Origin of the sequence: Xenorhabdus sp. SGI246, assembly GCF_040838225.1 — a bacterium.
Classification (GTDB): domain Bacteria; phylum Pseudomonadota; class Gammaproteobacteria; order Enterobacterales; family Enterobacteriaceae; genus Xenorhabdus; species Xenorhabdus indica.
Genome location: NZ_JBFPEZ010000042.1, coordinates 23,737 through 49,527 on the forward strand (window position 1 = coordinate 23,737; position 25,791 = coordinate 49,527).

21 protein-coding genes are annotated in these 25,791 nt (G+C 42.7%); 9 read left to right on the top strand and 12 right to left on the bottom strand.

Annotation, left to right across the window (positions count from 1 at the left end; all coding sequences use genetic code 11):
- Window positions 1–131 precede the first annotated feature (131 nt).
- From hpaI to ABLA85_RS10910, 8 genes are all read right to left on the bottom strand, one after another.
- Window positions 132–938 (bottom strand): 4-hydroxy-2-oxoheptanedioate aldolase, encoded by an 807-nt coding sequence (gene hpaI / locus ABLA85_RS10875; RefSeq protein WP_367963990.1) that lies wholly within the window; start codon window positions 936–938, stop codon window positions 132–134.
- 17 nt (window positions 939–955) lie between these two features.
- Complete coding sequence (gene hpaH, locus ABLA85_RS10880) at window positions 956–1,759, bottom strand: 2-oxo-hept-4-ene-1,7-dioate hydratase (protein WP_367963992.1); 804 nt, start codon at window positions 1,757–1,759, stop codon at window positions 956–958.
- A 22-nt stretch (window positions 1,760–1,781) separates the two neighbouring features.
- Window positions 1,782–3,254: an NAD-dependent succinate-semialdehyde dehydrogenase gene (locus ABLA85_RS10885; RefSeq protein ID WP_367963994.1), complete on the bottom strand. Its 1,473-nt coding sequence runs from the start codon at window positions 3,252–3,254 to the stop codon at window positions 1,782–1,784.
- Window positions 3,255–3,325: 71 nt separating this feature from the next.
- Window positions 3,326–3,721 (bottom strand): 5-carboxymethyl-2-hydroxymuconate Delta-isomerase, encoded by a 396-nt coding sequence (locus ABLA85_RS10890; RefSeq protein WP_367963996.1) that lies wholly within the window; start codon window positions 3,719–3,721, stop codon window positions 3,326–3,328.
- Window positions 3,722–3,733: 12 nt separating this feature from the next.
- Entirely contained in the window at window positions 3,734–4,609 is an 876-nt protein-coding gene (hpaD, locus tag ABLA85_RS10895) for a 3,4-dihydroxyphenylacetate 2,3-dioxygenase (RefSeq protein ID WP_367963998.1), read from the bottom strand.
- A gap of 106 nt (window positions 4,610–4,715) precedes the next feature.
- Window positions 4,716–6,182, bottom strand: coding sequence for a 5-carboxymethyl-2-hydroxymuconate semialdehyde dehydrogenase (gene hpaE, locus ABLA85_RS10900; protein WP_367964000.1), 1,467 nt, complete (start codon window positions 6,180–6,182; stop codon window positions 4,716–4,718).
- A complete protein-coding gene (locus ABLA85_RS10905; protein WP_367964002.1) occupies window positions 6,179–6,943 on the bottom strand; it encodes a fumarylacetoacetate hydrolase family protein in 765 nt (254 codons plus the stop codon). Before ABLA85_RS10905 ends, hpaE begins: the two co-directional genes overlap by 4 nt.
- On the bottom strand, window positions 6,940–7,587 hold the full coding sequence (locus ABLA85_RS10910; RefSeq protein ID WP_367964004.1) for a fumarylacetoacetate hydrolase family protein: 648 nt from the start codon (window positions 7,585–7,587) through the stop codon (window positions 6,940–6,942). The genes ABLA85_RS10905 and ABLA85_RS10910 overlap by 4 nt, the downstream gene beginning before the upstream one ends.
- A 395-nt stretch (window positions 7,588–7,982) precedes the next feature.
- Between ABLA85_RS10910 and hpaR the strand changes: the two genes are divergently transcribed.
- The gene (gene hpaR, locus ABLA85_RS10915) at window positions 7,983–8,432 is read left to right on the top strand and encodes a homoprotocatechuate degradation operon regulator HpaR (RefSeq protein WP_047679839.1); all 450 of its coding nucleotides are present in this window, start codon (window positions 7,983–7,985) and stop codon (window positions 8,430–8,432) included.
- Window positions 8,433–8,779: 347 nt separating this feature from the next.
- On the opposite strand, the gene ABLA85_RS10920 is transcribed toward hpaR, so the two are convergent.
- Both ABLA85_RS10920 and ABLA85_RS10925 read right to left on the bottom strand, forming a co-directional pair.
- Entirely contained in the window at window positions 8,780–9,955 is a 1,176-nt protein-coding gene (locus tag ABLA85_RS10920) for an MFS transporter (RefSeq protein ID WP_367964006.1), read from the bottom strand.
- Between the two features lie 238 nt (window positions 9,956–10,193).
- Window positions 10,194–11,027 carry a MurR/RpiR family transcriptional regulator gene (locus tag ABLA85_RS10925; protein WP_367964008.1) on the bottom strand — a complete coding sequence of 278 codons (834 nt, stop codon included), beginning with the start codon at window positions 11,025–11,027 and terminating at the stop codon, window positions 10,194–10,196.
- A gap of 270 nt (window positions 11,028–11,297) precedes the next feature.
- Between ABLA85_RS10925 and ABLA85_RS10930 the strand changes: the two genes are divergently transcribed.
- From ABLA85_RS10930 to iolB, 8 genes are all read left to right on the top strand, one after another.
- On the top strand, window positions 11,298–12,809 hold the full coding sequence (locus ABLA85_RS10930; RefSeq protein ID WP_367964010.1) for a CoA-acylating methylmalonate-semialdehyde dehydrogenase: 1,512 nt from the start codon (window positions 11,298–11,300) through the stop codon (window positions 12,807–12,809).
- Between the two features lie 4 nt (window positions 12,810–12,813).
- Window positions 12,814–14,778 carry a 3D-(3,5/4)-trihydroxycyclohexane-1,2-dione acylhydrolase (decyclizing) gene (iolD, locus tag ABLA85_RS10935; protein ID WP_367964012.1) on the top strand — a complete coding sequence of 655 codons (1,965 nt, stop codon included), beginning with the start codon at window positions 12,814–12,816 and terminating at the stop codon, window positions 14,776–14,778.
- Window positions 14,779–15,181: 403 nt separating this feature from the next.
- A complete protein-coding gene (gene iolG / locus ABLA85_RS10940; RefSeq protein WP_367964014.1) occupies window positions 15,182–16,168 on the top strand; it encodes an inositol 2-dehydrogenase in 987 nt (328 codons plus the stop codon).
- Between the two features lie 102 nt (window positions 16,169–16,270).
- Window positions 16,271–17,959 carry a solute:sodium symporter family transporter gene (locus tag ABLA85_RS10945; RefSeq protein ID WP_367964016.1) on the top strand — a complete coding sequence of 563 codons (1,689 nt, stop codon included), beginning with the start codon at window positions 16,271–16,273 and terminating at the stop codon, window positions 17,957–17,959.
- 66 nt (window positions 17,960–18,025) lie between these two features.
- Window positions 18,026–19,159, top strand: coding sequence for a Gfo/Idh/MocA family protein (locus ABLA85_RS10950; protein ID WP_367964018.1), 1,134 nt, complete (start codon window positions 18,026–18,028; stop codon window positions 19,157–19,159).
- A gap of 56 nt (window positions 19,160–19,215) precedes the next feature.
- A complete protein-coding gene (gene iolC / locus ABLA85_RS10955) occupies window positions 19,216–21,174 on the top strand; it encodes a 5-dehydro-2-deoxygluconokinase (protein WP_367964019.1) in 1,959 nt (652 codons plus the stop codon).
- 28 nt (window positions 21,175–21,202) lie between these two features.
- Entirely contained in the window at window positions 21,203–22,093 is an 891-nt protein-coding gene (gene iolE / locus ABLA85_RS10960; protein WP_367964021.1) for a myo-inosose-2 dehydratase, read from the top strand.
- Window positions 22,094–22,128: 35 nt separating this feature from the next.
- Window positions 22,129–22,959 carry a 5-deoxy-glucuronate isomerase gene (gene iolB, locus ABLA85_RS10965; protein WP_367964023.1) on the top strand — a complete coding sequence of 277 codons (831 nt, stop codon included), beginning with the start codon at window positions 22,129–22,131 and terminating at the stop codon, window positions 22,957–22,959.
- 56 nt (window positions 22,960–23,015) lie between these two features.
- Here iolB and ABLA85_RS10970 read toward each other — a convergent pair whose 3' ends face one another.
- Window positions 23,016–24,299: a cytosine permease gene (locus tag ABLA85_RS10970; protein ID WP_367964025.1), complete on the bottom strand. Its 1,284-nt coding sequence runs from the start codon at window positions 24,297–24,299 to the stop codon at window positions 23,016–23,018.
- Between the two features lie 26 nt (window positions 24,300–24,325).
- Entirely contained in the window at window positions 24,326–25,015 is a 690-nt protein-coding gene (locus ABLA85_RS10975; RefSeq protein WP_367964027.1) for a helix-turn-helix transcriptional regulator, read from the bottom strand.
- Window positions 25,016–25,791: the final 776 nt, after the last annotated feature.

Sequence of the window (25,791 nt, forward strand, 5' to 3'; positions counted from 1 at the left end):
TTTTTATAGATAGAGAAGGAACGACAACCGCGATGGCAGATGCTGCGATTAGCATCTGCCCGGTATACCCTGCATGTTGAATTTATTGAGTATAGAAAACACAATTCCGGCTTGGCAAAAATATGCGGAATTTAATAAATACTGTTTGCAGATGATGTGATATTTTCCTGTCCCTTGCCAAAGCGGGCCGCTAATGAACTGACTGCTCCTGTCAACAATGTAATATCGACACCGACAGCCATAAACTGCACCCCAAGCTTCAGATAATGTTCCGCAGTTTCAATATTGGTCATCAGAATCCCCGCCGCTTTGCCTGCGGCTGTGATTTGGGTAATAGTCTGTTCAATCGCTGCCTTAACGTCAGGATGTTGGAGATTGCCAGGATATCCCATATCTGCACTGAGATCGGCCGGGCCGATAAATACGCCATCGACACCATCGACTGCCAGGATTTCGGCTAAATTATTCAAAGCCTCACGCGTTTCCACCTGAACCAAGACACACATTTCTTCATTGGCGCGAGCCAGATAATTGGAAATGTGGTTCCAGCGTGAAGCTCTTGCCAGTGCACTGCCTACACCACGAATACCTTCAGGAGGATAGCGGGTTGCCCGTACTGCTTCGCGTGCCTGTTCAGCATTCTGAACCATTGGCACTAGCAATGTTTGAGTACCGATATCCAGTAGCTGTTTAATAATGACAGGATCATTCCACGGTGGACGGACAATAGGCTGGCTTGAATAAGGAGCTATTGCTTGTAGCTGACTCAGAATTGAAGGAATATCATTAGGGGCGTGTTCTCCATCAATCAATAACCAATCAAAACCTGCACTTGCCAGAATTTCGGCGCTGTATGAACTGCAAAGCCCAAGCCATAAACCAATTTGTGGCTGCCCCGATTTCAGGGCTTGTTTAAATCTATTTGTTAGCTGATCCATATATGCACCTTAAAATCTTAAACAAAGTGACAACTGACGGAGCCCAGTACGCCATAATCCACATGAAATGTATCGCCCTTACGGGCAGGGACAGGGCGGGTGAAAGAGCCGCTAAGAATGATCTGACCAGCTTCAAGTTGAGCACCATGCGAAGCCAGTTTATTAGCCAGCCATGCGACTCCATTGGCAGGATGATCAAGAACCGCCGCAGCGACACCTGATTCTTCGACGATACCATTGCGATAGAGTAGGGCGCTGACCCATCGCAAATCCAGTTCATCGGGTTTAATAGGACGCCCACCCATAATGACGCCACCATTGGCTGCATTATCAGAAATCGTATCCAGCACTTTGCGCGGACGCTGGGTTTCGGGATCAATGTTGTGACAGCGGGCATCGATCAATTCTAACGTCGGAATAACGTAATCTGTCGCATTATAAACATCAAACAACGTACAGTTTGGGCCGAGTAGCGGTTTTGCCAGTACAAATGCCAGCTCGACCTCAATACGCGGCACAATAAAACGGTCGCAGGGAATATCACTGCCTGTCTGAAAAAACATATCATCCAGCAGTGCGCCATAATCCGGTTCATCAATTTGCGAACTGGCTTGCATGGCTTTGGAAGTCAGGCCAATTTTATGCCCCTTCAACACCCGGCCTTCTGCAATTTTCATACCGACCCATTCACGTTGAATGGCGTACGCATCCTCAATGGTTATTTCTGGATAATCCAATGAGATTTGTCGGATCTGCTTACGGTCTTTTTCTGCCTGGTATAAACGGCGCGCAACCTGTGATACGACTTCTTGTTGTAGCATAGTATGTTAAACTCCTTCGGGTTTATAACCCTCCGAAACAGAGGTATTTCACTTCCAGATAGTCTTCTATACCGTAACGTGAACCTTCACGTCCCAAGCCAGACTGTTTTATGCCTCCGAATGGCACAACTTCGTTAGAAATTAAACCTTCATTAATACCCACCATGCCGCTCTCCAGGGCTTCAGCCACCCGGTAGATCCTGCCAAGATTGCGGGAGTAAAAGTAAGCGGCCAGGCCAAATTCCGTATTGTTAGCAAGACGGATTGCTTCTTCTTCATTGCGGAATTTGAATAGGGCAGCCAAAGGGCCGAATGTTTCTTCATGGTTGATTAGCATTGTTTCGTCAACATCAGCCAGCACGGTTGGTTCGAAGAACAGTCCACCCAGTTTGTGTGATCGACCACCAGTAAGGAGCCGTGCACCACGGGAAACAGCATCATTAACATGAGCTTGTACTTTATCGACCGCTGTCTGATTAATCAGAGGCCCTTGCTGTGATGTGCTGTCATTAGCCGGCCCGACCCGTAATCGTTTAACCGCCTGAGTCAGACGTTCAGCAAATGCCTCATAAATATTTTCCTGCACTAAAATCCGGTTGGCACAGATACAGGTCTGCCCGCTATTACGGAATTTTGTAGTCATGGCACCTTCTACCGCAGCATCCAAATCGGCATCATCAAAGACAATGAAAGGTGCATTGCCACCTAATTCAAGGGAGAGTTTTTTCACCGTATCGGCACTTTGTGCCATCAGTAACTTACCTACACGAGTTGAACCAGTGAAAGAGAGTTTGCGCACGATAGGACTAGAGGTCAGAACTTCACCAATGGCTTTGGCATCCATCCCCGTGACAATATTAAAAACACCAGCCGGAACACCCGCTTGCTCTGCCAGTGCAGCCAGAGCCAGTGCAGAAAGCGGAGTTTCTGCGGCAGGTTTCAATACAATAGTACAACCTGCTGCCAGTGCCGGGCCGACTTTACGGGTGATCATGGCATTGGGGAAATTCCACGGTGTAATAGCCGCGACGACTCCGATAGGTTGCTTGATAGTAGAAAGACGACGTCCTGGCATCGGGGAGGGGATAGTCTCCCCATAAACCCGCTTACCTTCTTCTGCAAACCATTCGATAAAACTGGCACCATAAGCTATTTCTCCCATCGCTTCAGCTTGAGTTTTTCCTTGCTCCATACTCAACAATTCGGCCAGAGTATTCTGGTTATCCATAATCAGATTGAACCACTGCTTGAGTATCTGACTACGCTGTTTAGCTGTTAAAGCGCGCCATGCAGGAAGCGCGTTTTGAGCCGCTTCAATAGCGCGATGAGTCTCTGCTGCGCCCATGTCACTGACATTGGCGATGATGTCACCATTGGCAGGGTTGGTAACTGCGAAGGTTGCTTGATTATCCGCATCAACCCACTGCCCATTAATATAAGCTTGTTGACGCAATAATAAGGTATTAGATATTAAAGTATCGAAATAGTTTGGCATGGTTTTCTCTCTATTTAACAAAAAGGTGAACTGGATTTTCTGAATTAATTAACCTTAAGTCATGCTGTTCATCATGTCTGATCGTTTGCCTGAAACAGCTTATGAACGTTATTGGATTTATAATTCAGTATCGGATCAAGTTCTTCTATCGTGAAAGAGAGACCAAGATAACGCTGTGCCATTAAATCAGCAAAATGGGTTTTGATGAGCGAAAAAAGCCTCTCCCCGACTTTCTGGCGATCTTCAAGGCTGCGTCCTGCACCAATTTTTAGTGTCATGTGAACAAAGGCATAGTCCTGTTTGCCATCCGCCATTTGCCATGTATCCAACCAAATTGCCCGGCTGCGGATACCCCCCAGAGGGAAAATACCTGAGTCTGCAAGCAACTGATTTACTTTGGCAAACAGTTCCGGTAAGTTGGCTTCTTTGCGAATGTTTTCGGTACATTCAGCGTAAAAATGTGGCATGGTTAACTCCTGTCAGAAGGTAGTTGTCCGATGAACAAAATCGGGTAACGGGAAAACGGCGTTCACTTGTCCTGTCCCTGAGCTGGCAAATAATTCGGTAAGAAACTCGACCTTACCATCGTATTTATCCCAGCCAAGCAACCCAAGTAACATGACGGTATCGTGCATATTGCCTTCACCACGGCAATAGTGGGCATATTCAGGCAGCATTTTGCAGAATTCCTTGAACTTGCCGTCCTTCCAGAGTTCCACGACCCGACGATCCATTTGTTCATCAAACTCACGGGTATAACTGTTCATTCCTTCTTCAGCACGTTGATCATCAATGAAACTGTGAGACAGCGAGCCACTTGCCAAAACTGCGACTGTACCATCATATTTTCCAATCGCTCGTAAAATAGCCTCTCCTAATTTACGGCTATCTTCAAAAGCATGAACGGTACAAAAGGCAGAAATCGAAATCACTTTGAAATGGCGGTCACTATTCATATAGCGCATTGGAACCAATGTGCCATATTCCAGTTTCAGACTTGGGATTTCATGTGATTGCGCGCGAACGCCCATTCTACGGGCTTCTTCTGCAATAATTCGGCCCAGTTCGGGATTGCCGTCATACTCGTAACTCATATCGCGAATAAAGTGCGGCAATTCGTTACTGGTATAAATACCGGAGAAATGTTCTGCGCAGTTAATATGATAGGCACTGTTTACCAGCCAATGGGTATCGAACACAATGATGGTATCAACACCCAACTCTCGGCAACGTCGGCTGATTTCTTTATGCCCGTCAATTGCACTTTGTCTGCAACCGTGATGTTTGCCCGGTAATTCGGACAAGTACATAGAAGGTACATGTGTAATTTTTGCTGCTAACGCTAACTTGCCCATAAATCCTCACTTAATATCAGGATGGTGAAACGTGGTTAACGCTGGAATTGATGACATTTTTCCCGTGTCAAAAACCTCAGTCCGGGTTAAAGCTTTCAATTCTGAATCAAAGCCCCCAGCGAGGAATCGAATGATTTCCCATTGAAATACAAACATTTTTCACTTCAGCAAAAACTTCAAAACTGTATTCGCCACCTTCACGTCCGACACCTGAGGCTTTCACGCCACCAAATGGCTGACGCAGATCGCGTACATTCTGAGAATTGACGAATACCATGCCTGCTTCAATACCATGGGCCAATCGCAGGACTTTGCTCACATCCTGTGTCCAGATATAAGACGCCAAACCGTATTCCACGTCATTAGCCATACGCAGCCCATCTTCTTCACTCTTGAATGGCAGCAGACAAGCAACAGGGCCGAAGATCTCTTCTTGCGCTACACGCATCCGGTTATCTACATCTGCCAATACGGTCGGACGCAGGAAATGACCATCTTTCAGGTGATCAGGCAGATCGGTGGGTTTATCCGGACCTCCTGCCAGCAAGGTTGCCCCTTCTTCAATGCCAAGGCGGATATAACCGGAAACCTTTTCCCAATGTTGTTGACTAATCAGGCTGCCGACTTGTGTATTCAGATCCTGCGGATCGCCGATACGCAGCCGATTGGCACGTTCAGCAAAGCGTTTAACAAATTCAGGATAGATACTTTCCTGAATAAAAATACGGGAACCTGCTGTGCAACGTTCACCATTAAGCGAAAAAATAGTGAATAGAGCAGCATCTAATGCACGTTCAATATCGGCATCTTCAAAGATCAGCACTGGAGATTTTCCGCCTAGCTCCATCGAATATTTTTTCAGCCCTGCATTCTGCATAATCAGGCGACCAGTTGCTGTTCCGCCAGTAAAAGAGACGGCACGAACATTCTGATGTTTTACCAGAGTATTCCCTGCTGTATTGCCGTAGCCCTGTACTACATTCAGCACCCCTGCTGGAATACCCGCTTCCAGCGCCAGTTCGCCTAATCGGTCGGCTGTGAGTGGCGAAAGTTCGGACATTTTCAAAACGGCGGTGTTTCCCAATGCCAGACAAGGAGCGACTTTCCATGTAGCGGTCATAAAAGGTACATTCCATGGGGAAATCAGTGCACAAACGCCCACAGGTTGGAGCAGTGTATAATTGAGCATCTTGTCATCAACGGGATACGTTCGCCCGTTCATCTGCTGACAGATTTCAGCAAAGAAATCGAAATTGTGGGAAGCGCGTGGAATAAGTACATTTTGTGTCTGGTGAATTGGCAGACCGGTATCCTTGGTTTCCATTGCGGCAATATCAGGAACATTCTGGTCAATTAACTCACCTAAACGGCGCATCAGGCGCGCACGTTCTTTCATTGGAGTATTAGCCCATTTTGGAAAGGCGTCTTTGGCGGCGGCAACTGCCTGATCAATTTCCTCTTTTCCTCCTGAAGCAACTTCTGCCAACACATCTCCGGTTGCAGGATTTGTCGTTTCAAAATAAGTTTTACTGCTAATGTTCTTGCCGTTAATCCAGTGGTTAATGATGGTCATGACAAACTTTCCTCATATTCTTGCTGGCTGACAATATGATTTACCAAACGTCCGATGCCTTCGATTTCCACAATGACTTCATCACCGGGAACGACATCGGATAGCCCTTTAGGGGTGCCTGTAGCAATCATGTCCCCCGGCTGCAACGTCATAAAGTCACTTAAGTAGGCGATCAGGAAGGGAATATCGAAGATCAAATCTGCGGTTGTACCACGTTGGCGTAGTTCACCATTGACCCAAGTGCTCAAGGTTAGATTATGAGGATCAGCGATTTCATTTTTATCAACAATCCACGGGCCGATTGGCGTTAATGTATCGCGGCTTTTTACGCGCAGATTAGGGCGATAATAATTTTCCAGATAATCCCGGATAGCGTAATCGTTACAGAGGGTATAGCCGGCAACGTAATTCATCGCATCTGCTCTGGAAACTTTATGAGCAGGTTTACCCATCACGACAACTAATTCTGCCTCATAATGCATATATTCCACATTGTCAGGGCGGACAGAAACCTGACGATGGCCTGTGAAGCTATTGGCTGCCTTGATAAATACCAGAGGTTCTTCCGGCGGTTTAAATTCCAGCTCGGTTGCATGATCGGCATAATTTAGACCCAATGCGAATAGTGTTCCATTGGCGGGGGGAAGCCAAAAAACATCAAGTTCGTTGACTTTGCTACCATCGGGAAGCAACACATTTTCCTGTTCATCAACAGTGACATGAAGAACTTGGCCTTGATAATGGACTCTGGCGTGTCTCATGCTTGACCTCCAGCCAATACAACGGTGTTTTGTAAAGTTGGGAAGCCATCGGCGTTGATAGTGACGGTATCATTGGGGTGGAGAGTAACACGCTGATGTGGGGTTCCCAGCAGAATGACATCACCTTCTTCTAAGGTGGCAAAATCACTTAATGCGGACAAAAGTTCTGACGATGAGCGGACCAGATCTTTTGTTGACCAACGGTCAACTTCCTGACCGTTGATTTCGGTTGTGATCTCAAGTGAATCCACGTTTCTTGTACTGATCATCAGGCCGATTGGGCAAAAGCCATCCCGGCATTTTGCTTTTATGGCAGGGCGATAAAATGACGTCTCTGGCAAGCTGACTTCATTTGCCAATGCATAACCGGCAATGTATTGCCCTGCGTCTTGAACGGAAACTTTGCGGGCGAGTTTGCCAGCCTTGTCTGTACCGATAAATAGCGCCAGCGTTGCGCCACTTTGTACCGTTTCGCCAATAGGATGAGGAATGATATCACCGGAAGCGATAATCGTGTTGCGAGGTTTGATAAACCAAATTGGAGTTTGAGGTGGTGTGTTATAAGGTGCTTTGTGAAATGCCTTGCACCAAAAATCAAGCTGACTATTATGGTTAAGAGCGACAGCAAAAACGGTGCCTTTCATTAACAACTCCTTGAAAGCTGAGCGACGTAAATACGTATCGCAAGAACAATTATTAATATATTAATAAACCAAGTTCTGATAACGTTCAATATGTTAAGGTAATTGTTAATTTTAATTGTGATCTGTGTAACAACATTCTGCCGCTGATTATTTTTAACACATAAAGATCAAGCCGTTATATTATCTATCAAGGTCATTTGGTATTTCATTTAACTTTTTGTTAACTTTCTATGGCAAAATAATTTTATTTATTTGTTAATATTGAATTCTTTTCCCTTTGTGGATAGTTATGAGCATGTTAGTCTTTTTGCCGTTAATGTTGTCTATAATCGGTAGCGTGCGCGTTCAACTTATAGAGAATTACCCGTAGTTAACTTTAAGAGTCACCTTTAATTATGCATGAATCCTTGACAATAGCATTGCTTCAAGCTCGGGAAACTGCGATGAGTTTTTTCCGTCCGATATTGAAGAGTTATAATTTAACTGAGCAGCAATGGCGCATTATTCGCGTACTTGCGAGTAGTCGTTCGATTGATTTTCATGATTTGGCCAATCTTACCTGTATCTTACGTCCTAGCTTGACGGGTATTCTGACTCGCATGGAGCGTGATGGTCTGATCTTTCGTTTAAAGCCTATGAATGATCAACGAAAATTATATGTTTCTTTGACTCCGGCGGGTCAAGAACTGTATGAAGAAGCAAAAGGAAAAGTTGATGAAGGTTATGAGGCAATTGAAGCTGCCTTCTCTCCAGAAAAATTAGCCCAACTTTTAGGATTATTGGATGAGCTTATTTCTATCGGAAATCGTTCTCAGGACGATATTGATGAAAATGAAGAACAGTAAAGATAGATGTGTATTAATATATTAATTAATTGACACTTTAATGATAAGAGAAAGAGCACCGGAATAAACTGGCTGTGATTTTCTGAGCAGTTTATTGCGGTGGTTTCTCTATTTTTTGGTAAATTTAATCAATTGTCAGAACTTATTGATTTTGTTTATGGTTCATAAAATATATTTATGCTAAAGCTTTTCTATGACTATTTTTCTATGGCTATTATGTATGGAATAACTCATATTCAATATTGGAGTTAAATATGCCGAAGCAAAAATAATACACGAGTGATATTCCAAATTGTTATTTATGATATTTATTTTAGGTTAAACATTTTTTATCACATATTGTGAAATTATTTTCTCAATATCTTTGTATACGTTTTCTTGTGGGCGATGAAACCTGAAATGACAGCCAGCAACAATGCCATAGAAGCCAGTAAACCACCAGTCAGATTGAGAGTAGAATAACTATAATTAGCTGCGATAATGACCCCGCCTAACCATGCTCCTACGGCATTACCCAAATTGAAAAATCCAATATTGACAGAAGAAACGAGATTAGGTGCACCAGCTTCTTGGGCTTTATCCATCACCAGGCGCTGAATGGGTGATACTGTGGCAAAACCAAGTGCAGCCATAAAGAATATGCTCAGACAGGCAATAAATGGATTGTCGCCGGAGAGCCAGAATATAAACAAAACGAAAGCTTGTAACCCTAGAGTCCAATATAGTAATGGCATCATGGCCTTATCTGCCAGTTTTCCACCAACAATATTGCCAAAAAAGAATCCCAATCCTAATACTACAAGGATCCATGTGATTGCACTTTCAGGTAATCCTGCAACATTGGTCATTAATGGTGCAATATAAGTAATAGAAGTAAAAAAAGCAGCAGGCCCCAAAACAGTAATCCCCATGGCCAGCAGGACGTGAATATTGGTAAAAGCTAACAACTCCTTTTTGATGCTGGCAGGGGCTTGTTGATTGAATTTAGGCAATAATTTTAAGATACCAAGTAATGCGATAATGCCGATAACGGTAATGATGGCAAACGTGACTCGCCAGGAAATGGCTTTTCCTATCCATGTACCAAGAGGTATTCCAACCAAATTAGCGAGCGTCATACCACTGAACATAAATGCGATAGCGATTGTCTTTTTATCTTTTGGCACCAGTTCTGCCGCAATAATCGCGCCTATTCCCATAAAAGCACCGTGAGTCAGTGAAGCAACGATACGACCAATAATAGCCAGATAAAATGTTGGGGATAAAGTCGTCAGTGTGTTTCCTATAATGAATAATACCATTAACATAGCGAGCATCTTTTTCCTCTCTATGCGCCCACCCAGAATAATTAAAACAGGTGCCCCAATAAATACGCCGAGTGCATAACTGGTGACCATATATCCTGCTGTGGGTATTGATATACTAAAGTCAATGGCAATTTCCGGAAGCAAACCCGCGATAATAAATTCAGTCGTGGCGATCCCAAATGTTGCTAAAGCTAGAACCCAAATAGCTGCCGGCATGGAGTGCTCCTGATCAGAGAATGAATAATAGGGTTATTATTAAAATCAGTTATTATTATCACAAAGTGTATTTATTTCTGAATGCGAAGAATGCTAACTTATATCAATATATTCACATAGCATTCAATTTGGAAGTAGCTGAAAACTAATTAAATGAATACAAAATAATAATAGTAGTACTCTATATCCTTCGTCTTTCAAGTTGCCACCAATAAAGCGGCAACTTGAAAGAAATCACTTATCCTGCATTTTCTTTCTTGTAAGCTAAAGCAACGGCTAATGATTGCATCAGACATAGCGTGGCTGATTGAGAACGGAACGCATCGACTTTTGCCTCTTTCACCACAAAGCAAATGTCACTGAAACTTGCCAGTGGGCTGATCTGGCTGTCAGTAATCACAATCTGCTTTGCTCCTGCCTGTGCTGCTTTTTCACTGACCATTACCGTTTCTTCGGCATACGGTGTAAAACTGATGGATACCACAACATCACCAGCACCGATCATGTTCATCTGTTCGCGAAACATTCCACCCAAGCCATCCACCAACAAGGGACGGCACTCCAAATGACTCAGAGCATAAGTAAAGTATGATGCGACGCTGAAAGAGCGGCGTAACCCGATAATGTAAATATTGTGAGCATTAGCCAATAAATCTACTGCTTTATTTAAATCCTCCACAGGAGTGCGGGCGGCAAGTTGTTGAATGGCTTGTGCGTTAGAATGGGCAAATTCCTGTAAAATATGTTGTGGATCTTCCGGTTTCTGCTTATTGCCATCCAATGCCTTGAACAGGCGTGCCCTGTCTGTATAACTGGCTGTTTCTTCTACCAAATTCATACGAAATAATTGTTTCATTTCATTGAACCCGCTGAAATCAAAAGCATTGGCAAAGCGAATAAGCGTAGAAGGTGGAACATTGGCCTCTTTTGCGATAACTGCAACAGTATCAAAAGCTACGCTATTGGTATTATCTAAAACGTACCGTGCAACTTGCTGTAACCGTTTACTTAACTCATCATAACGCGAGCGGACTTGTTCTTGCAGTTCATGCAGATTCGACGCAGCAGACATAATGCCTCCCTAAGAAATTGTAATGAAATGGATAATTCATTCATCGCAGGCAAGCCTGTTAAATGCAGGCGAAGATGTTCGCAAGTTGCCACTGTCTAATGAATGTAATTGCACAAAAATAGCGTGTTGATCACATTAATAAAATGGTATTCCAATTCAGATTGAAAATGAAATATATATTTCATATATCTGTAGCATCGTGATTCAATTCATAATGATTCAACTCATCTTAAATGGTTAACCTTATAATTGTATTGAGAGAGGCTCAGAATGGAACAGATTAAAAATTTTATTGGCGGGCAACTCATTGGTAGTCAAAGTGATCGTATTTCATTTGTGTCTAACCCGGCGACAGGACAGTCAATTCGTCAAGTTGCCATGAGCACAGTCCAAGAGACTCAATCAGCTATTGGTTCTGCTCACCAGGCCTTTAAGGAATGGTCTAAAACCCCACCATTGAAAAGAGCCAGGATCATGTTCAAATTTAAGTCATTACTTGAAGAAAATCAGGATTGGCTAGCTTGTTTGATTTCTGAAGAACATGGAAAAATCTATTCTGATGCTGTGGGGGAATTGACTCGTGGCCTTGAGGTTGTCGAATTTGCCTGTGGTATTCCTCACTTACAGAAAGGAGAACATTCTGCCAACGTGGGCACAGGCGTTGATAGCCATTCCCTGATGCAACCACTGGGCGTTTGTGCAGGAATTACTCCATTTAATTTTCCGGCAATGGTTTCAATGTGGATGTTCCCGATTGCATTAGCGACGGGAAATACTTTTGTCCTGAAACCTTCTGAAAAAGATCCTTCTCTCTCAATCGAACTGGCTAAATTATTGCAGCAGGCTGGTTTGCCGGATGGGGTATTTAATGTTGTACAAGGAGATAAGGAAGCCGTTGATGTATTGCTGACTGATCCTCATGTTAAAGCGGTGAGTTTTGTTGGTTCTACACCGATTGCAGAATATGTTTATGCCACGGCATCCGCACATGGCAAGCGTTGTCAGGCATTGGGGGGCGCGAAAAACCATTGCATTCTTATGCCGGATGCCGATATGGAGATGGCCGCGAACGCCATTATCGGGGCAGCCTTTGGCGCAGCAGGAGAGCGTTGTATGGCATTGTCTGTTGTTCTGGCGATTGGGGATGAAATTGCAGATGAGCTGGTAGCAAGACTTCAGAATCAAATTGATAAAATGGCTATCGGTGCAGGAGTCACCGAAGGCAGGGAAAATGACATGGGGCCAGTTATCTCTGAGCAACATAAGGCTAAAATTTGTCATTACATTGGCAGTGGTGTAGCCCAGGGAGCGAAATTGCTGGTGGACGGGCGTGAATATCAGGTTCCTGATTATGAAAATGGCTATTTCGTCGGGCCTACCCTATTTGATTATGTCACGCCAGATATGAAAATCTATCAGGAAGAGATATTCGGGCCAGTGTTGTCTATTGTTCGCGTACAGGATTATGCAACAGCCCTGAGATTGATTAATCAGCATGAATACGGTAATGGTGCTGCTATCTTTACCCGTGATGGGGAAACTGCCCGTCAGTTCAGCGAAGATGTACAGGCTGGTATGGTGGGCATCAATATACCTATTCCTGTGCCGATGGCATTTCATAGTTTCGGAGGCTGGAAGCGCTCCATTTTCGGTCCACTGAATGTGCATGGTAATGATGGTGTACGTTTCTATACTCGGATGAAAACAGTAACCAGTCGCTGGCCGGCCAGTGTGCGTCTGGAGCACCATGACAGCAGCTTTATCATGCCAACGATGGAGTAATATTATGAATACATCAATAACGCATGCACAGGCAACAAATACACAAAAGATGACAATGGCTCAAGCTCTGGTCAAATTTCTCAATCAGCAATATATCAATGTTGACGGGGAAGAATTTCCCTTTATTTGTGGCATCTTCACCATATTTGGTCATGGTAATGTCGTGGGATTAGGGCAGGCGTTAGAGCAAGAACCGGGACATCTCAGAGTTTATCAGGGGTGTAATGAACAGGGGATGGCGCATATTGCCACCGGTTTTGCCAAGCAGAAAAAACGCCGACAGATTTTTGCTGTAACCTCTTCTGTTGGGCCGGGGGCGGCCAATATGGTTACAGCCGCCGCTACAGCAACTGCGAACCGTATCCCGTTACTATTGTTACCGGGAGATACTTTTGCATGTCGTCAGCCTGATCCGGTTTTACAGCAGGTTGAACAGTATGGTGACGGCACCATCAGCACTAACGATTGTTTTCGTCCTGTTTCGCGCTATTGGGATCGCATTTCCAGACCTGAACAATTGATGAGTGCAATGATCCACGCTATGCGAGTATTAATTGATCCGGCAGATACAGGTGCAGTGACTATCTGTTTACCACAGGATGTGCAGGGGGAAGTATGGAATTACCCTGATTACTTCTTCCAGAAACGAGTACATCGTCTTGAACGCCGGCCTGCTACTTTGCGCCGTATTCAGGATGCCGTAGAGCTTATCCAGCGTAAGAAAAGACCGTTGCTGATTTGCGGGGGCGGAGTCCGTTATTCTGATGCTCATGTGGCTTTCCGTCAGTTCGTTGAAACTTTCAATATTCCATTTGCTGAAACACAGGCAGGTAAAAGTGCTATTGTCGCAACACATCCCTTGAATTGTGGTGGGATCGGTACAACGGGTTGTCTGGCAGCAAATTTGCTGGCTAAAGAAGCTGATCTAATTATAGGTGTTGGTACACGTTTTACTGACTTTACTACCGCATCAAAGTCTTTGTTCCAAAATCCGCAAGTTGAATTTCTTACAATTAATGTAGCAGAATTTGATGCCAGTAAGCTGGATGCGGTCGCAGTTATTGCTGATGCCAGAGAAGGGCTGAATGCGATCATTCAGGCATTGGTAAAAACGGCATGGCGTTCTGACTGGCAGCAGGAAATTATGCAGGCAAAAGCAACCTGGCAACAAGAACTATCACGGTTGTTTTCCATACAGTATCAGGTTGGGGACAAACCGGAAATTGCGGGTCATCTGGATGATAAATTAAATGAATACAGTGAAACATTGCAGACTAACCTGACTCAGACACGGGTACTAGGCCTGATGGATCATCATCTGGAACCTAATGCCATTATTGTTGGCGCAGCGGGTTCCTTGCCGGGAGATTTACAGCGATTGTGGCAGCCTAAAGAGCCTGATACTTATCACCTTGAATACGGTTATTCCTGTATGGGGTATGAAATAGCAGCAGCACTAGGGGCAAAACTTGCCTGTCCGAACCAACCTGTTTATGCAATGGTTGGGGATGGATCTTATATGATGTTACACAGTGAGTTACAAACAGCGATTCAGGAAAACATCAAGATTACCGTGTTGTTGTTCGATAATGCCGGTTTTGGTTGCATTAATAACTTGCAAATGAGTCAGGGTATGGGGAGTTTTGCGACAGAAAATCGCTATCGTAATCAACAAAGTGGTCAATTAGATGGTGTACTTGTACAGGTAGATTTTGCTAAGAACGCAGAAAGTTATGGCTGCAAAAGTTACCGGGTACATAACGAACAGCAACTGATTGCTGCTTTGCAGGATGCCAGAACACAACCCCGTGCAACTTTAATCGATATTAAAGTGCTGCCAAAAACCATGACCCATGATTATGAAGCATGGTGGAGAACAGGAACAGCACAGGTTGCAGACAGCCTTGCCGTTACAACGGCGGCTGAAAATATCAGGCAGTATGTGGAGAAATATACTCGTCAATATTAATCTTCTTGCGATGTAGTCCCTGCAATATGGTTTGATACTTCCTGTCTGGAGGTAAAACGAACCATTCTATGTTGGATATGGAAATTTCATTTCATATCCAACCACGTCATTGTCATAGTTTGTTGATCACGGTTTATTGAACACACTGTATTCTTTTAGCCATGCCTTAGTGGAATGATTTTTTTATATTATTCTATGATTTTAAAGTGAATTTAAATTGATCATCCAATGAAATAGCACTTTTTTCGTGACAGGTATAACACTAATTGCAGCTTTTTCATCACAAAATGCTAACCACTTCTAAAAAATAAAATTTTCAAATAAGATAAAATTGAAATAAATATTTTAATTGATATATTTTTATCCACCCCAAAAGCAGATACCGAGGTATCAAGGAGCATTTATGTTCAATATTGCATTATTTGGCGCAGGTAGGATTGGGCAAGTTCACGCGGCTAATATTGCCAATCATAGAGAAACTTGCCTTTATTCTGTGATTGACCCTTATCAGACAAATGCTGAAATACTGGCACAGAAATATCAGGCTAAAATACAAACGACAGAAGAAGCGATGGCTGATCCCAATGTGCATAGTGTTCTTATTGCATCAGCAACAGATACGCATGCTGATTTGATCGAACTGGCGGCTCGACACAATAAAAAGATTTTCTGTGAAAAACCGGTTCACCTTGATCTTGAGCGGGTTCAACAGTGCCTTGCTATAGTCAAACAGTTTCAGGTTCCTCTGTTTGTCGGTTTCAACCGTCGATATGATCCTCAGTTTCGTCGAATGAAAAATTTATTCCATTCCGGCAAAATTGGTAAAGCAGAATCTCTGCTTATCACATCCCGTGATCCTTCTCCTCCGCCTGCTGAATATATCCGGGTTTCTGGTGGTATGTTCAGGGACATGACCATTCATGATTTTGACATGGCTCGTTTTATTATCGGTGAAGAACCCTGTGCTATTTATGCACAAGGCAGTAATTTGGTCGATCCGGCCATTGGCCTGGCTGGTGATATTGATACTGCGTTTGTTGTTATGAAGTTTCCTTCAGGAACTATGGTAACCATCTCCAACAGCCGTCGTTCAGGGTATGGTTATGACCAACGCCTTGAGTTACATGGTGAAAAAGGCTTGCTGACGGCAGGTAACATTAAGGAAAACAGCGTGGAATTTTGGGGAGAAAATGGATGCCTTTCTGCCAAACCTGAACATTTTTTCCTGCAACGTTACCATGAGGCGTATATCGCGGAATGGGACCATTTTGTTGATGTTATGGCAGGCAGGGCCACTGCCGAAACCACGGGTTTTGATGGTGCACAAGCATTGTACCTTGCTGATAAAGCACTTGAATCCTTACTGACTGGTAAGGAAATTAAATTATAAACAACAGAATTTTATAAAAATAAGAAAGATTATTTTTTCAGGAAAACCGTTTTCTTGTCGGCCTATTGTTGCCTTTTGGCAGCAAATCAGGGGGAGGAATATATGTCAGCTTTTCTTTCTTTTGTTGGTTTTACCCTGCTGGTTGCTGGGATTGCTTATTATAAAACAAGGAACAAACATTTAATTGATTCCACTGAAGGGTATTTTCTAGGTGGGCGCTCTCTGACCGGAGTTTATATCGGCAGTTCCATGTTATTAATGAACCTATCCACAGAACATCTGATTGGCTTGAATGGATTGGCGTTCAGAACAGGGTTTATTGTTATGGCATGGGAAGTTATAGCTGCGTTAACTATTGTGCTATTTGCCATTTATTTTTTGCCAAAATATTTAAAATTGGGTATCTCAACAATTCCTGAATATCTGGAGCGACGATTTGATAAAAACACATTGCTGATTACCTCAATTTTATTTCTGGCAATGTACGTTATTTCGTTACTGCCTATTGTCTTATATACCGGTGCTATCGCACTGGAAAGTTTATTTCAGGTTTCTCAGATATTTCAGGTCGATAAAACTACGGCATTATGGATTATGGTCTGGGGTGTTGGCGGGCTTGGGGCTATTTACGCTATTTTTGGTGGTATTAAAGCAATTGCAGTTGCCGATACCCTTAATGGTATCGGATTAATTATCGGTGGTGGGCTTGTTACTATTTTCGCTTTATTGTACGTAGGCGATGGCAGTGCATGGAAAGGCCTGACCGACGTTTATCAGGCACATCCTGATAAATTTAACTCCATTGGTAGCGAAGATTCACTTGTTCCATTCTCAACCTTGTTCACAGGATTGATCATTTCTAACATGTTTTTCTGGTGTACTAACCAATCTATCGTACAAAAATCACTGGGTGCAAAGGATCTGGCAGAGGGGCAAAAAGGGGTGATGTTATGTGCTGTGTTGAAGCTTATTATCCCGTCTATCATTATCTTACCCGGCGTTATCGCATTTCATATCTTCAATGGGCAAATAGATAACCCGGATAATGCCTATCCTGCATTAGTGCAATTAGTTTTGCCTAAAATATTGGTTGGCTTTTTTGCCGCGGTTGTTGTCGGAGCTGTATTCTCAACATTCAGTGGAGGGCTGAACTCTTCCGTTACTCTGTTTATTGTCAATATTTACAAACAACGAATTAATCCTAATGCCAGCGAAGCACAGACGGTTGCAGTGGGTAAATATCTGGGCATTGGGCTGGCATTGCTAACCATGATTATTGCGCCACTTGTTGCTAATGCACCGGATGGTTTGTTTTACCTGATCCAGCAATTACAGGGGATTTTCAACGCTCCGATTCTCAGTGTTGTGCTTGTCGGGTTAATGACAAAACGTGTTCCTCCGATTGCTGCAAAACTGGGTCTGTTGTTTGGCATGTCGGCTTATATTGTCTGTAACTTTATCCTGCACATCAATATCCATTTCTTCCATTTGGTCGGTATCCTGTTTGTACTGAATGTTATTTTCATGCTGACGATTGGCTATTTCTTCCCTGCTGAAACTTATCAAGAAGTATATACAAAACAAGTAGATATCACACCATGGTCAATGGTGAAACCAATGGGATGGTTGATTACTCTGGCGGCAATATCAATGTATGTTTTTCTGGCACAGAACGTGCCGCTATATGTGCTGACATTCTACTATGTGTTTGCTGCCGGGATCTTGGGTTACGTCTTTTATCAAATCAGTAAGGCATTGTTTAAATGCCCTATTCACAGGAAAAGTGCATAGAAAAAACCAGACCCAGACAAAAAAGACATAAAAAAACCTGAATAATGGAATCGGAGAATAAATAACATGAAAGAGATTCGGATTGGGTTAATTGGCGCGGGTTATATTGGACGTTCCCATGCTATCGCTTATGCACAAGCGCCTACAGTATTTCCACTAAAAGGGAAACTGATACGTGAAATGATTGCAGGAATAACCCCTGAACTTGCTCAGACTCACGCAAAAGAACTTGGTTTTCTGCGTTCAACCGGAGATTGGCGGGAACTGGTTGCTGATCCAAACGTTGATGTGGTTGATATATGTACGCCTAATTTCTTGCATAAAGAAATGGTATTAGAAGCCATCAAGCATGGCAAACATATCTATTGTGAAAAACCGCTGGCTTTGAACTCCCAGGATGCCAAAGAAATGATGGTAGCAGCGACAGATGCGGGAGTGAAAACGTTGGTAGGTTTTAACTATATGAAAAACCCTACAGCGCAGTTAGCAAAAGAAATTATCTCGCAGGGTGAAATCGGTGAGATCGTGCACTTTTACGGCACACATAATGAGGATTATATGGCAGATCCTTTGAGTCCGATTCATTGGCACTGCTTTAAAGATAAAGCTGGTTTGGGAGCACTTGGTGATCTTGCCGCTCATATTATCAATATGGCGCAGTATCTGGTGGGGCACATAATAACTGTTTGTGGTGATCTGGAAACAGTAGTGAAAACACGCCCTGAAAAATCCGGTTCTCCAGTGTTAGTTCCCGTTGAAAATGAAGATCAGGCACATGCGATGGTACGTTTCGATACAGGAGCAATGGGCTTGATTGAAACTTCCCGTATTGCCTGTGGCCGCAAAATGGGGCTGAGTTATATCGTGACAGGTACTAAAGGTACTCTGAGCTTCACTCAGGAACGAATGGCTGAATTGAAACTATATCGACATGATGAACCGGCAAGTCGTCAGGGGTTCAAAACGATTCTGGTTGGGCCGGAACATCCGGATTACGCGCCTTTCTGTAATGGTGCCGGCCATGGCATTGGTTTCAATGACCAGAAGACGGTGGAAGTCAGGGATTTGATTGATGGCATCGCTCAGGATCAGGCTATTTGGCCTGATTTTACTGAAGGTTGGAAAGTCTCCCGTATTTTAGATGCGATTGTACGCTCTCATGACCAAAAACGTTGGGTTAACGTTTCTGAAATTAATTAAATCTCGCAGTTAGCAAAATTGGTTTTCAAAACGCATACTTGTTAAGAGGCAGAGTGATGGAGCAACATAAAAAGTTTGATGTTATCTGCATGGGGCGTATTGCCGTTGATCTATATGGCCAGCAAATAGGCGCCCGTCTGGAAGACATGAGTAGTTTCTCTAAATACCTTGGTGGTTCTTCCGGGAATGTAGCCTACGGCACTGCGCTTCAGGGATTAAAATCATCCATGTTAGCCAGAGTTGGTGATGAACATATGGGGCGTTTCTTACGTGAAGAACTGGAGAGAGTGGGATGTGATACTAGCCATTTGATCGCAGATAAAGAGAGGCTCACGGCTTTAGTGTTACTCGGTATTAAAGATAATGAAACTTTCCCACTGATTTTCTACCGTGATAACTGTGCTGACATGGCTATTACCCGTGATGATTTCAGCGAAGACTATATTGCATCCGCCCGTTGTCTGGCAATTACGGGAACACATCTTTCCCATCCACAAACCCAAGATGCAGTGTTGACAGCATTACAATATGCCCGTCGCAATGGGGTAAAAACGGTACTTGATATCGATTATCGCCCCGTATTATGGGGACTGACATCACTTGGTGACGGAGAAACCCGTTATATCGCTTCAGAGCAGGTCACACTACAATTACAGAAAGTGCTTTCTCAATTTGATCTGATTGTAGGAACTGAAGAGGAATTTCATATTGCAGGCGGCTCTAAAAATACTATTGACGCCTTGCGTTGTGTCAGGGAGCGAAGTAAAGCAACACTAGTCTGCAAACGTGGGGCATTAGGCTGTTCTGTGTTTACCGAAAATATTCCTGATATTCTTGATGAAGGAATCACAGTACAGGGAATTAAAGTAGACATACTAAACGTCTTGGGGGCTGGTGATGCCTTTATGTCTGGCTTGCTACGGGGATACCTTAATAATGAAAGTTGGGAGCAGAGCTGCACGTATGCGAATACCTGTGGTGCATTAGTGGTTTCCCGTCATGGTTGCGCGCCAGCGATGCCAGATAAAACTGAGTTGGATAATTACCTTGTACGTTCTGCGGAAGTTCATCGCCCTGATTTAGACATTCATCTAAACCATCTCCATCGTATTAGTGGCCGTCATAAACTTGGTGGTCGTCATAAACAGTGGCAAGAGTTGTGTGTTATGGCATTTGATCACCGTATCCAGTTTGTAGAAATGGCCCGTAAGGTTAATGCCAATCTTGATCGCATTCCACAATTAAAAAAATTGTTATTCCGCGCCAGTCAGGAAGTGAGTACAGAAGCCAGTCTGGAAGGTCATACCGGAATATTGTGTGACAGCACTTTCGGGCAGGATGTTCTTAATGCAGCGACTGGAAAAGGACTATGGATTGGGCGTCCGATTGAATTACCGGGTTCCCGTCCACTGCGCTTAGAGCATGGTGATATTGGTTCACAGCTTATCCGTTGGCCAAGGGAACATATCGTGAAATGCCTGGTATTTTTCCATCCTGAGGATGCTCATTCTCTGCGTTTGGAACAGGAAAGAACAGTTCAGGAAATTTATGCAGCCTGTTGCCAGTCTGGTCATGAATTATTATTGGAAGTGATCTTACCATCGGGTATGACGCATTCTGATGAGCTTTACTTGCGCGCCCTCCAGCGTTTTTACAATCTCGGCATTAAGCCGGATTGGTGGAAATTACCCCCTATGCAGCCCACGACTTGGGATCAAATTGAAAAATTAATTACTCAGCGAGATCCTCATTGTCATGGAATTGTGCTCCTTGGTCTGGATGTTTCTGAGGAGATATTAAAGGCAGGTTTTAACGCTGCGGCGGGTAAATCTATTATCAAAGGTTTTGCTGTTGGGCGCACGCTGTTTGCTAAACCATCCCTGAAATGGCTGGCTGGTGAAATTGATGATCAAACACTCATCCTGCAAGTAAAAACAAATTATAACAATCTGATTAGTTACTGGCGTCAACGTGGTAGTGAAGAAAAAAGCTGGAGCTTAACTTACTCTCACTGATTTACTTTCACCTTACAGGAGAACCATCATGGCTGTTCAACTTGGCATTAATCCTCTGACATGGACTAATGATGATCTGCCTTCTCTGGGCGCAGAAACCCTGTTGGAAACTTGTTTGGCAGAAGGGCGTCAGGCAGGATTTGCGGGTTTTGAACTTGGTAATAAATTTCCCCGCCATTCACATATATTAGGGCCAATTCTGGCTTCCCATGATTTGCAATTGGTGTCTGGTTGGTATTCAGGGAATTTATTGACGCACAGTGTTGCAGAAGAAATTATGGCCGTTCATCCACATTTAACCTTGCTACGTGAACTGGGTGCAAAGGTGATGGTCTTTGCAGAAGTGACCCACTGCATACATGGTAAACAGGATAAACCGGTGCATTTAAGGCCTCTTTTCCCGGCAGAACGCTGGCAAGAGTATGGAGAAAAGTTGACAGAATTTGCCCATTATACTCAATCCCAAGGTGTTCAGATTGCCTATCACCATCATATGGGCACAGTGATAGAAAGTGCAGAGGACATTGATAATTTGATGAAAAACACGGGGGAAGCCGTGGGACTATTACTGGATACCGGGCATTTAACCTTTGCCGGAGATGATCCACTAACCGTAGTAAAACGTTGGAGTAAACGAATCAATCACGTACATTGCAAAGACATACGTCTGGATGTGCTGAAAGATGTCAAAAATCGAAAAATGAGTTTCCTAAATTCAGTATTAAGTGGCGTTTTTACTGTGCCTGGTGATGGTTGTGTGAATTACCCGGATATTTTTAATGTATTAAAAGCCAATGACTATCATGGTTGGCTGGTTGTTGAAGCAGAACAGGATCCTGCTGTTGCTCATCCACTGACGTACGCCACACTGGGGTATAACAATTTGTCACGTTTCGCCAGAGAGACAGGGTTGATTTAAAACGCTGACAGTAAAAATGACCTTGAGGTAAGCACATGTCTAATTTGCTATCAAAATATCATAAGCCTGATCAGCACAAGCGGACGCAACATATCACACCAGAAATAGCGAACTGGGGATATGTTCATTTTGATGTTTATGAACTGAATGCGGGAGAGTCAATAACATTAGCGTCTTCGGAAAATGAAACTTGTTTAGTATTGGTTGCAGGAAAAGCGACTGTGGTTGTTGCCAAACAAAGATTCGAGCAGATTGGTGATCGTATGAGTCCATTTGAGCGTAAAAAACCTTATGCTGTTTATGTTGCACCGCATGAAACAATGGAAATTGTCGCTCACACTCATCTTGAATTGGCTGTTTGTCAGGCAAAAAGTAAAGGGAATTATTCCACCCGATTGATTACACCACAGGATATCGGTGCTGAACAACGTGGTAACGGTAACAACCGTCGTTATGTCCATAACATCCTGCCGGCTCATCAGCCTGCTGATAGTTTATTGGTGGTTGAGGTTTATACTGATGAAGGCTGTACCAGCTCTTACCCTAGCCATAAACATGATACCGATAATGAACCACAGGAAACCTACTTAGAAGAAACTTATTATCACCGATTAAATCCACCACAAGGTTTTTGTTTACAGCGTGTTTATACTGATGATCGCTCACTGGATGAAACAATGGCGGCATATAACAAAGATGTTGTTATGGTGCCGGAAGGGTACCACCCAGTAGCGACTATTGCTGGGTATGACAGCTACTACCTGAATGTGATGGCAGGGCCAACGCGTAAATGGTTATTTACTTGGGAAACAGACCATCAATGGGTTAATGGTGAAGCTTATGCTGAAAAGCATGCCAGCCGTTAGGGGCGGGTATTCGATTATTGCTCCCCAAATAGGGAGCAATACATCAAGAATTATCATTATGGAAGGCGTTTAAAGGTACATTTAATTAACCAATAAACTATACTTGCCATCAATAATGAATTAATTGTTGGCACTCCCCATTCAATAGTTAATCCAATAACACTACCGACAATACTGGCGAATATTGCTGCCCAGCCGATAGTCGGAGTTTCGTCTGGAAGATTACCTTTCTGCTTACTTTCATCTAATACGTTGCGATAAGAGCGCAAAATGTAATAATCAACTAACATTACTCCCAATATCGGTGGGAAAACAACACCAAGTACAGTAAGAAAATCTACAAACCGGTCTAAGATACCGAAAATAGAAAATAAAGTTCCCAATATTCCAATTATGATTGTTGTTGGAGGATAGCGTAATTTTTTACCGGTGATACCTTCGACAGCATTAATAATTCCCAATGATGAAGAGTATAAGTTCAGATCATTCACTCTTAATGTTGAACATACAACAACGAATAAACCTGCACCACCTGTGGCTTGTGACATAATGGTAACGACATCAGCAGTACTTAATGTTTTCGCGATTAAAATTGCCAGCCCATTAATGACAAATTCACCAGCAATAATTGTCAGCAAAGTGATCCCAAGAACATGTTTTCCTGATTTAGTATAGCGTGTCAGATCTGGAGTCATCAGACTGGCAACAATTGCCCCCCCAACAACTATCGTAATACCTGCACTGATAGTCAGAGTTTCACCTGAATGAGGCAGTTTTAAAAGCCCATACCAACATTGGCCTGAATCGCCTGATAATACGCTGGTGGAGATATAGGCAACCAGAAGAATAAACATGGGTACAGCAATTCTGGCAGTAAAGCGTAATGCCCTAAAACCAAAAGCGACTAATGTCGTTAATAATGTGCCGGATATTGCCGCAGAAAAACCAAATCCGAGTTTACTCCCGGAAGCAAAGTTAAGAGATTTAGCAAAAATAGCATTTTGGATACCAAACCAGCCTAATAGACTGACAGCAATAACGAGGCCAATTAATACCGAACCTATTCGACCAAAACCACACCACCGCGCCAGTAAACTGCCGGATAGCCCCTCTCGCATACCTGCAAAGCCAAGCCCAAAAGTAATAATACCAAAGAGCAGGCTGCCGATAAAAATAACAATAAATGCATCTGTCAGTGCCATGGAGTTGCCGAGGACAGCACCAAGCATAAACTGATCTAATGCTGTTAACATGCCCATATGTACGATAGCCACGCTCAGCAGAGATAGACGCTGTTGTTGTGATATTCTGCTAAGTGGGTAGTCTTCAACTTTAATCATGATATTCAGTTATTCTTCGATATAATTCAGATAAAAAGGATACCTTTTGTTACTAGGCGTTCAGGGATGTAGTTGTCTAGATGTAAATGTTTACAAAACTCTTCAAACTGTTGGAGAGAATGGACATTAGCTTTTTGGTAGATGTTGTATATTCGGTTTTCTATCGTTTTATGGCTAACATTGTAGATCTTGGCTATTTCCTTATTTGAAAATCTATGCAGCATGAAAAAAATGATATCGAGCTCAGCCTTGGTAAAAAGGTTTGTGTTGATTTCGGTTGTCAGGATGCTAGGTTTTTTTTGGTTGATATATTGTAATGGAGACAATGTATTAAGTGGCTTGGCATTCCAAACTATCCAAATACACTTTTTATCATCGTTATACACAGGAAATTTTTCACTGATAAAAGGTGTTAAACAGTTTCTGCCGAACCAATAATGAGTTTCTATGACAGAAACTCTATCTTGTGCTTCTTCCGTTCTTTTATCATGCTCAGTGAGATCCCCGGCTAGTTCAGCCCAATCAGCAGGGAATTCGTTATCAAACTTTCCTTCTATATCAAATTGTAGAGGGGTATTAGTATATAGATAAGCCGCCTTGTTCATATAGACATGGCGTGAATTCAAATCTTTAATACCCCAAGGTTCACTAAGATGTTCCATCATGGCTATCAATCCCTTCAAATAGGAACCATCATCTTTAAAAGATAAATTCATATATGTGCCACATCGTTAGACATTTTAAATATCCTTATATATTTTTCATTCATAAAGTTATTTATTTTATTATTTCATGACGAAATCAATGTCCTAATTTAGCTGCTATCATTTTTTAAACCTTACTTCAAGAGTGTTTTTCACCTGTTTAAGTTTATATCAAAAACGCTTATATTTAACTAAAGGGACAGAAGAGCGAGAAATTCACCGTTCCGTAATACTTTATGTTCCTATCTATTTGATATTATTAAAAAAATATAGCGTCCGTTAGGGCATTACCAGGGAAATTTACCTACACTTATGTTTTGATATAAAAGGAAGCATGCGAGTTTTTTCTAGATATCTAGAAAACTGTTCTCTTCAGCATTTATCTTCAAAATATGTAAGTCTCATAAATATTATTATTTAAATAATTTCACATATAAATAACTTTGTTTTTACTTGGTTTAAATTTGTTGGCGGTTTTCAGTAATTTCATTTTGGTTGTTTTTGTTTGTAGTGAAAAAAATAGCATGCTGAAAACCACAGATTGTTTTTTCTAAGGTGTATGATGATATATAAAATACTTATAAATGAGTAGGCAATTTTGGACCTCTAACCTTATTAGATTGCGTGCTGTTATTTAGCAAAAAAAAATCCATCTGTCATCTAGTAAGTATTCTTATTAGACCAGAATAAAATATGGAGAGGTTTTTTTATATGAATAGATACTTTTTACTTTAAAGAGGTGGTCATGTATTGAATGGTTAGATCACCCGCTAAACGTAGTTTTCACG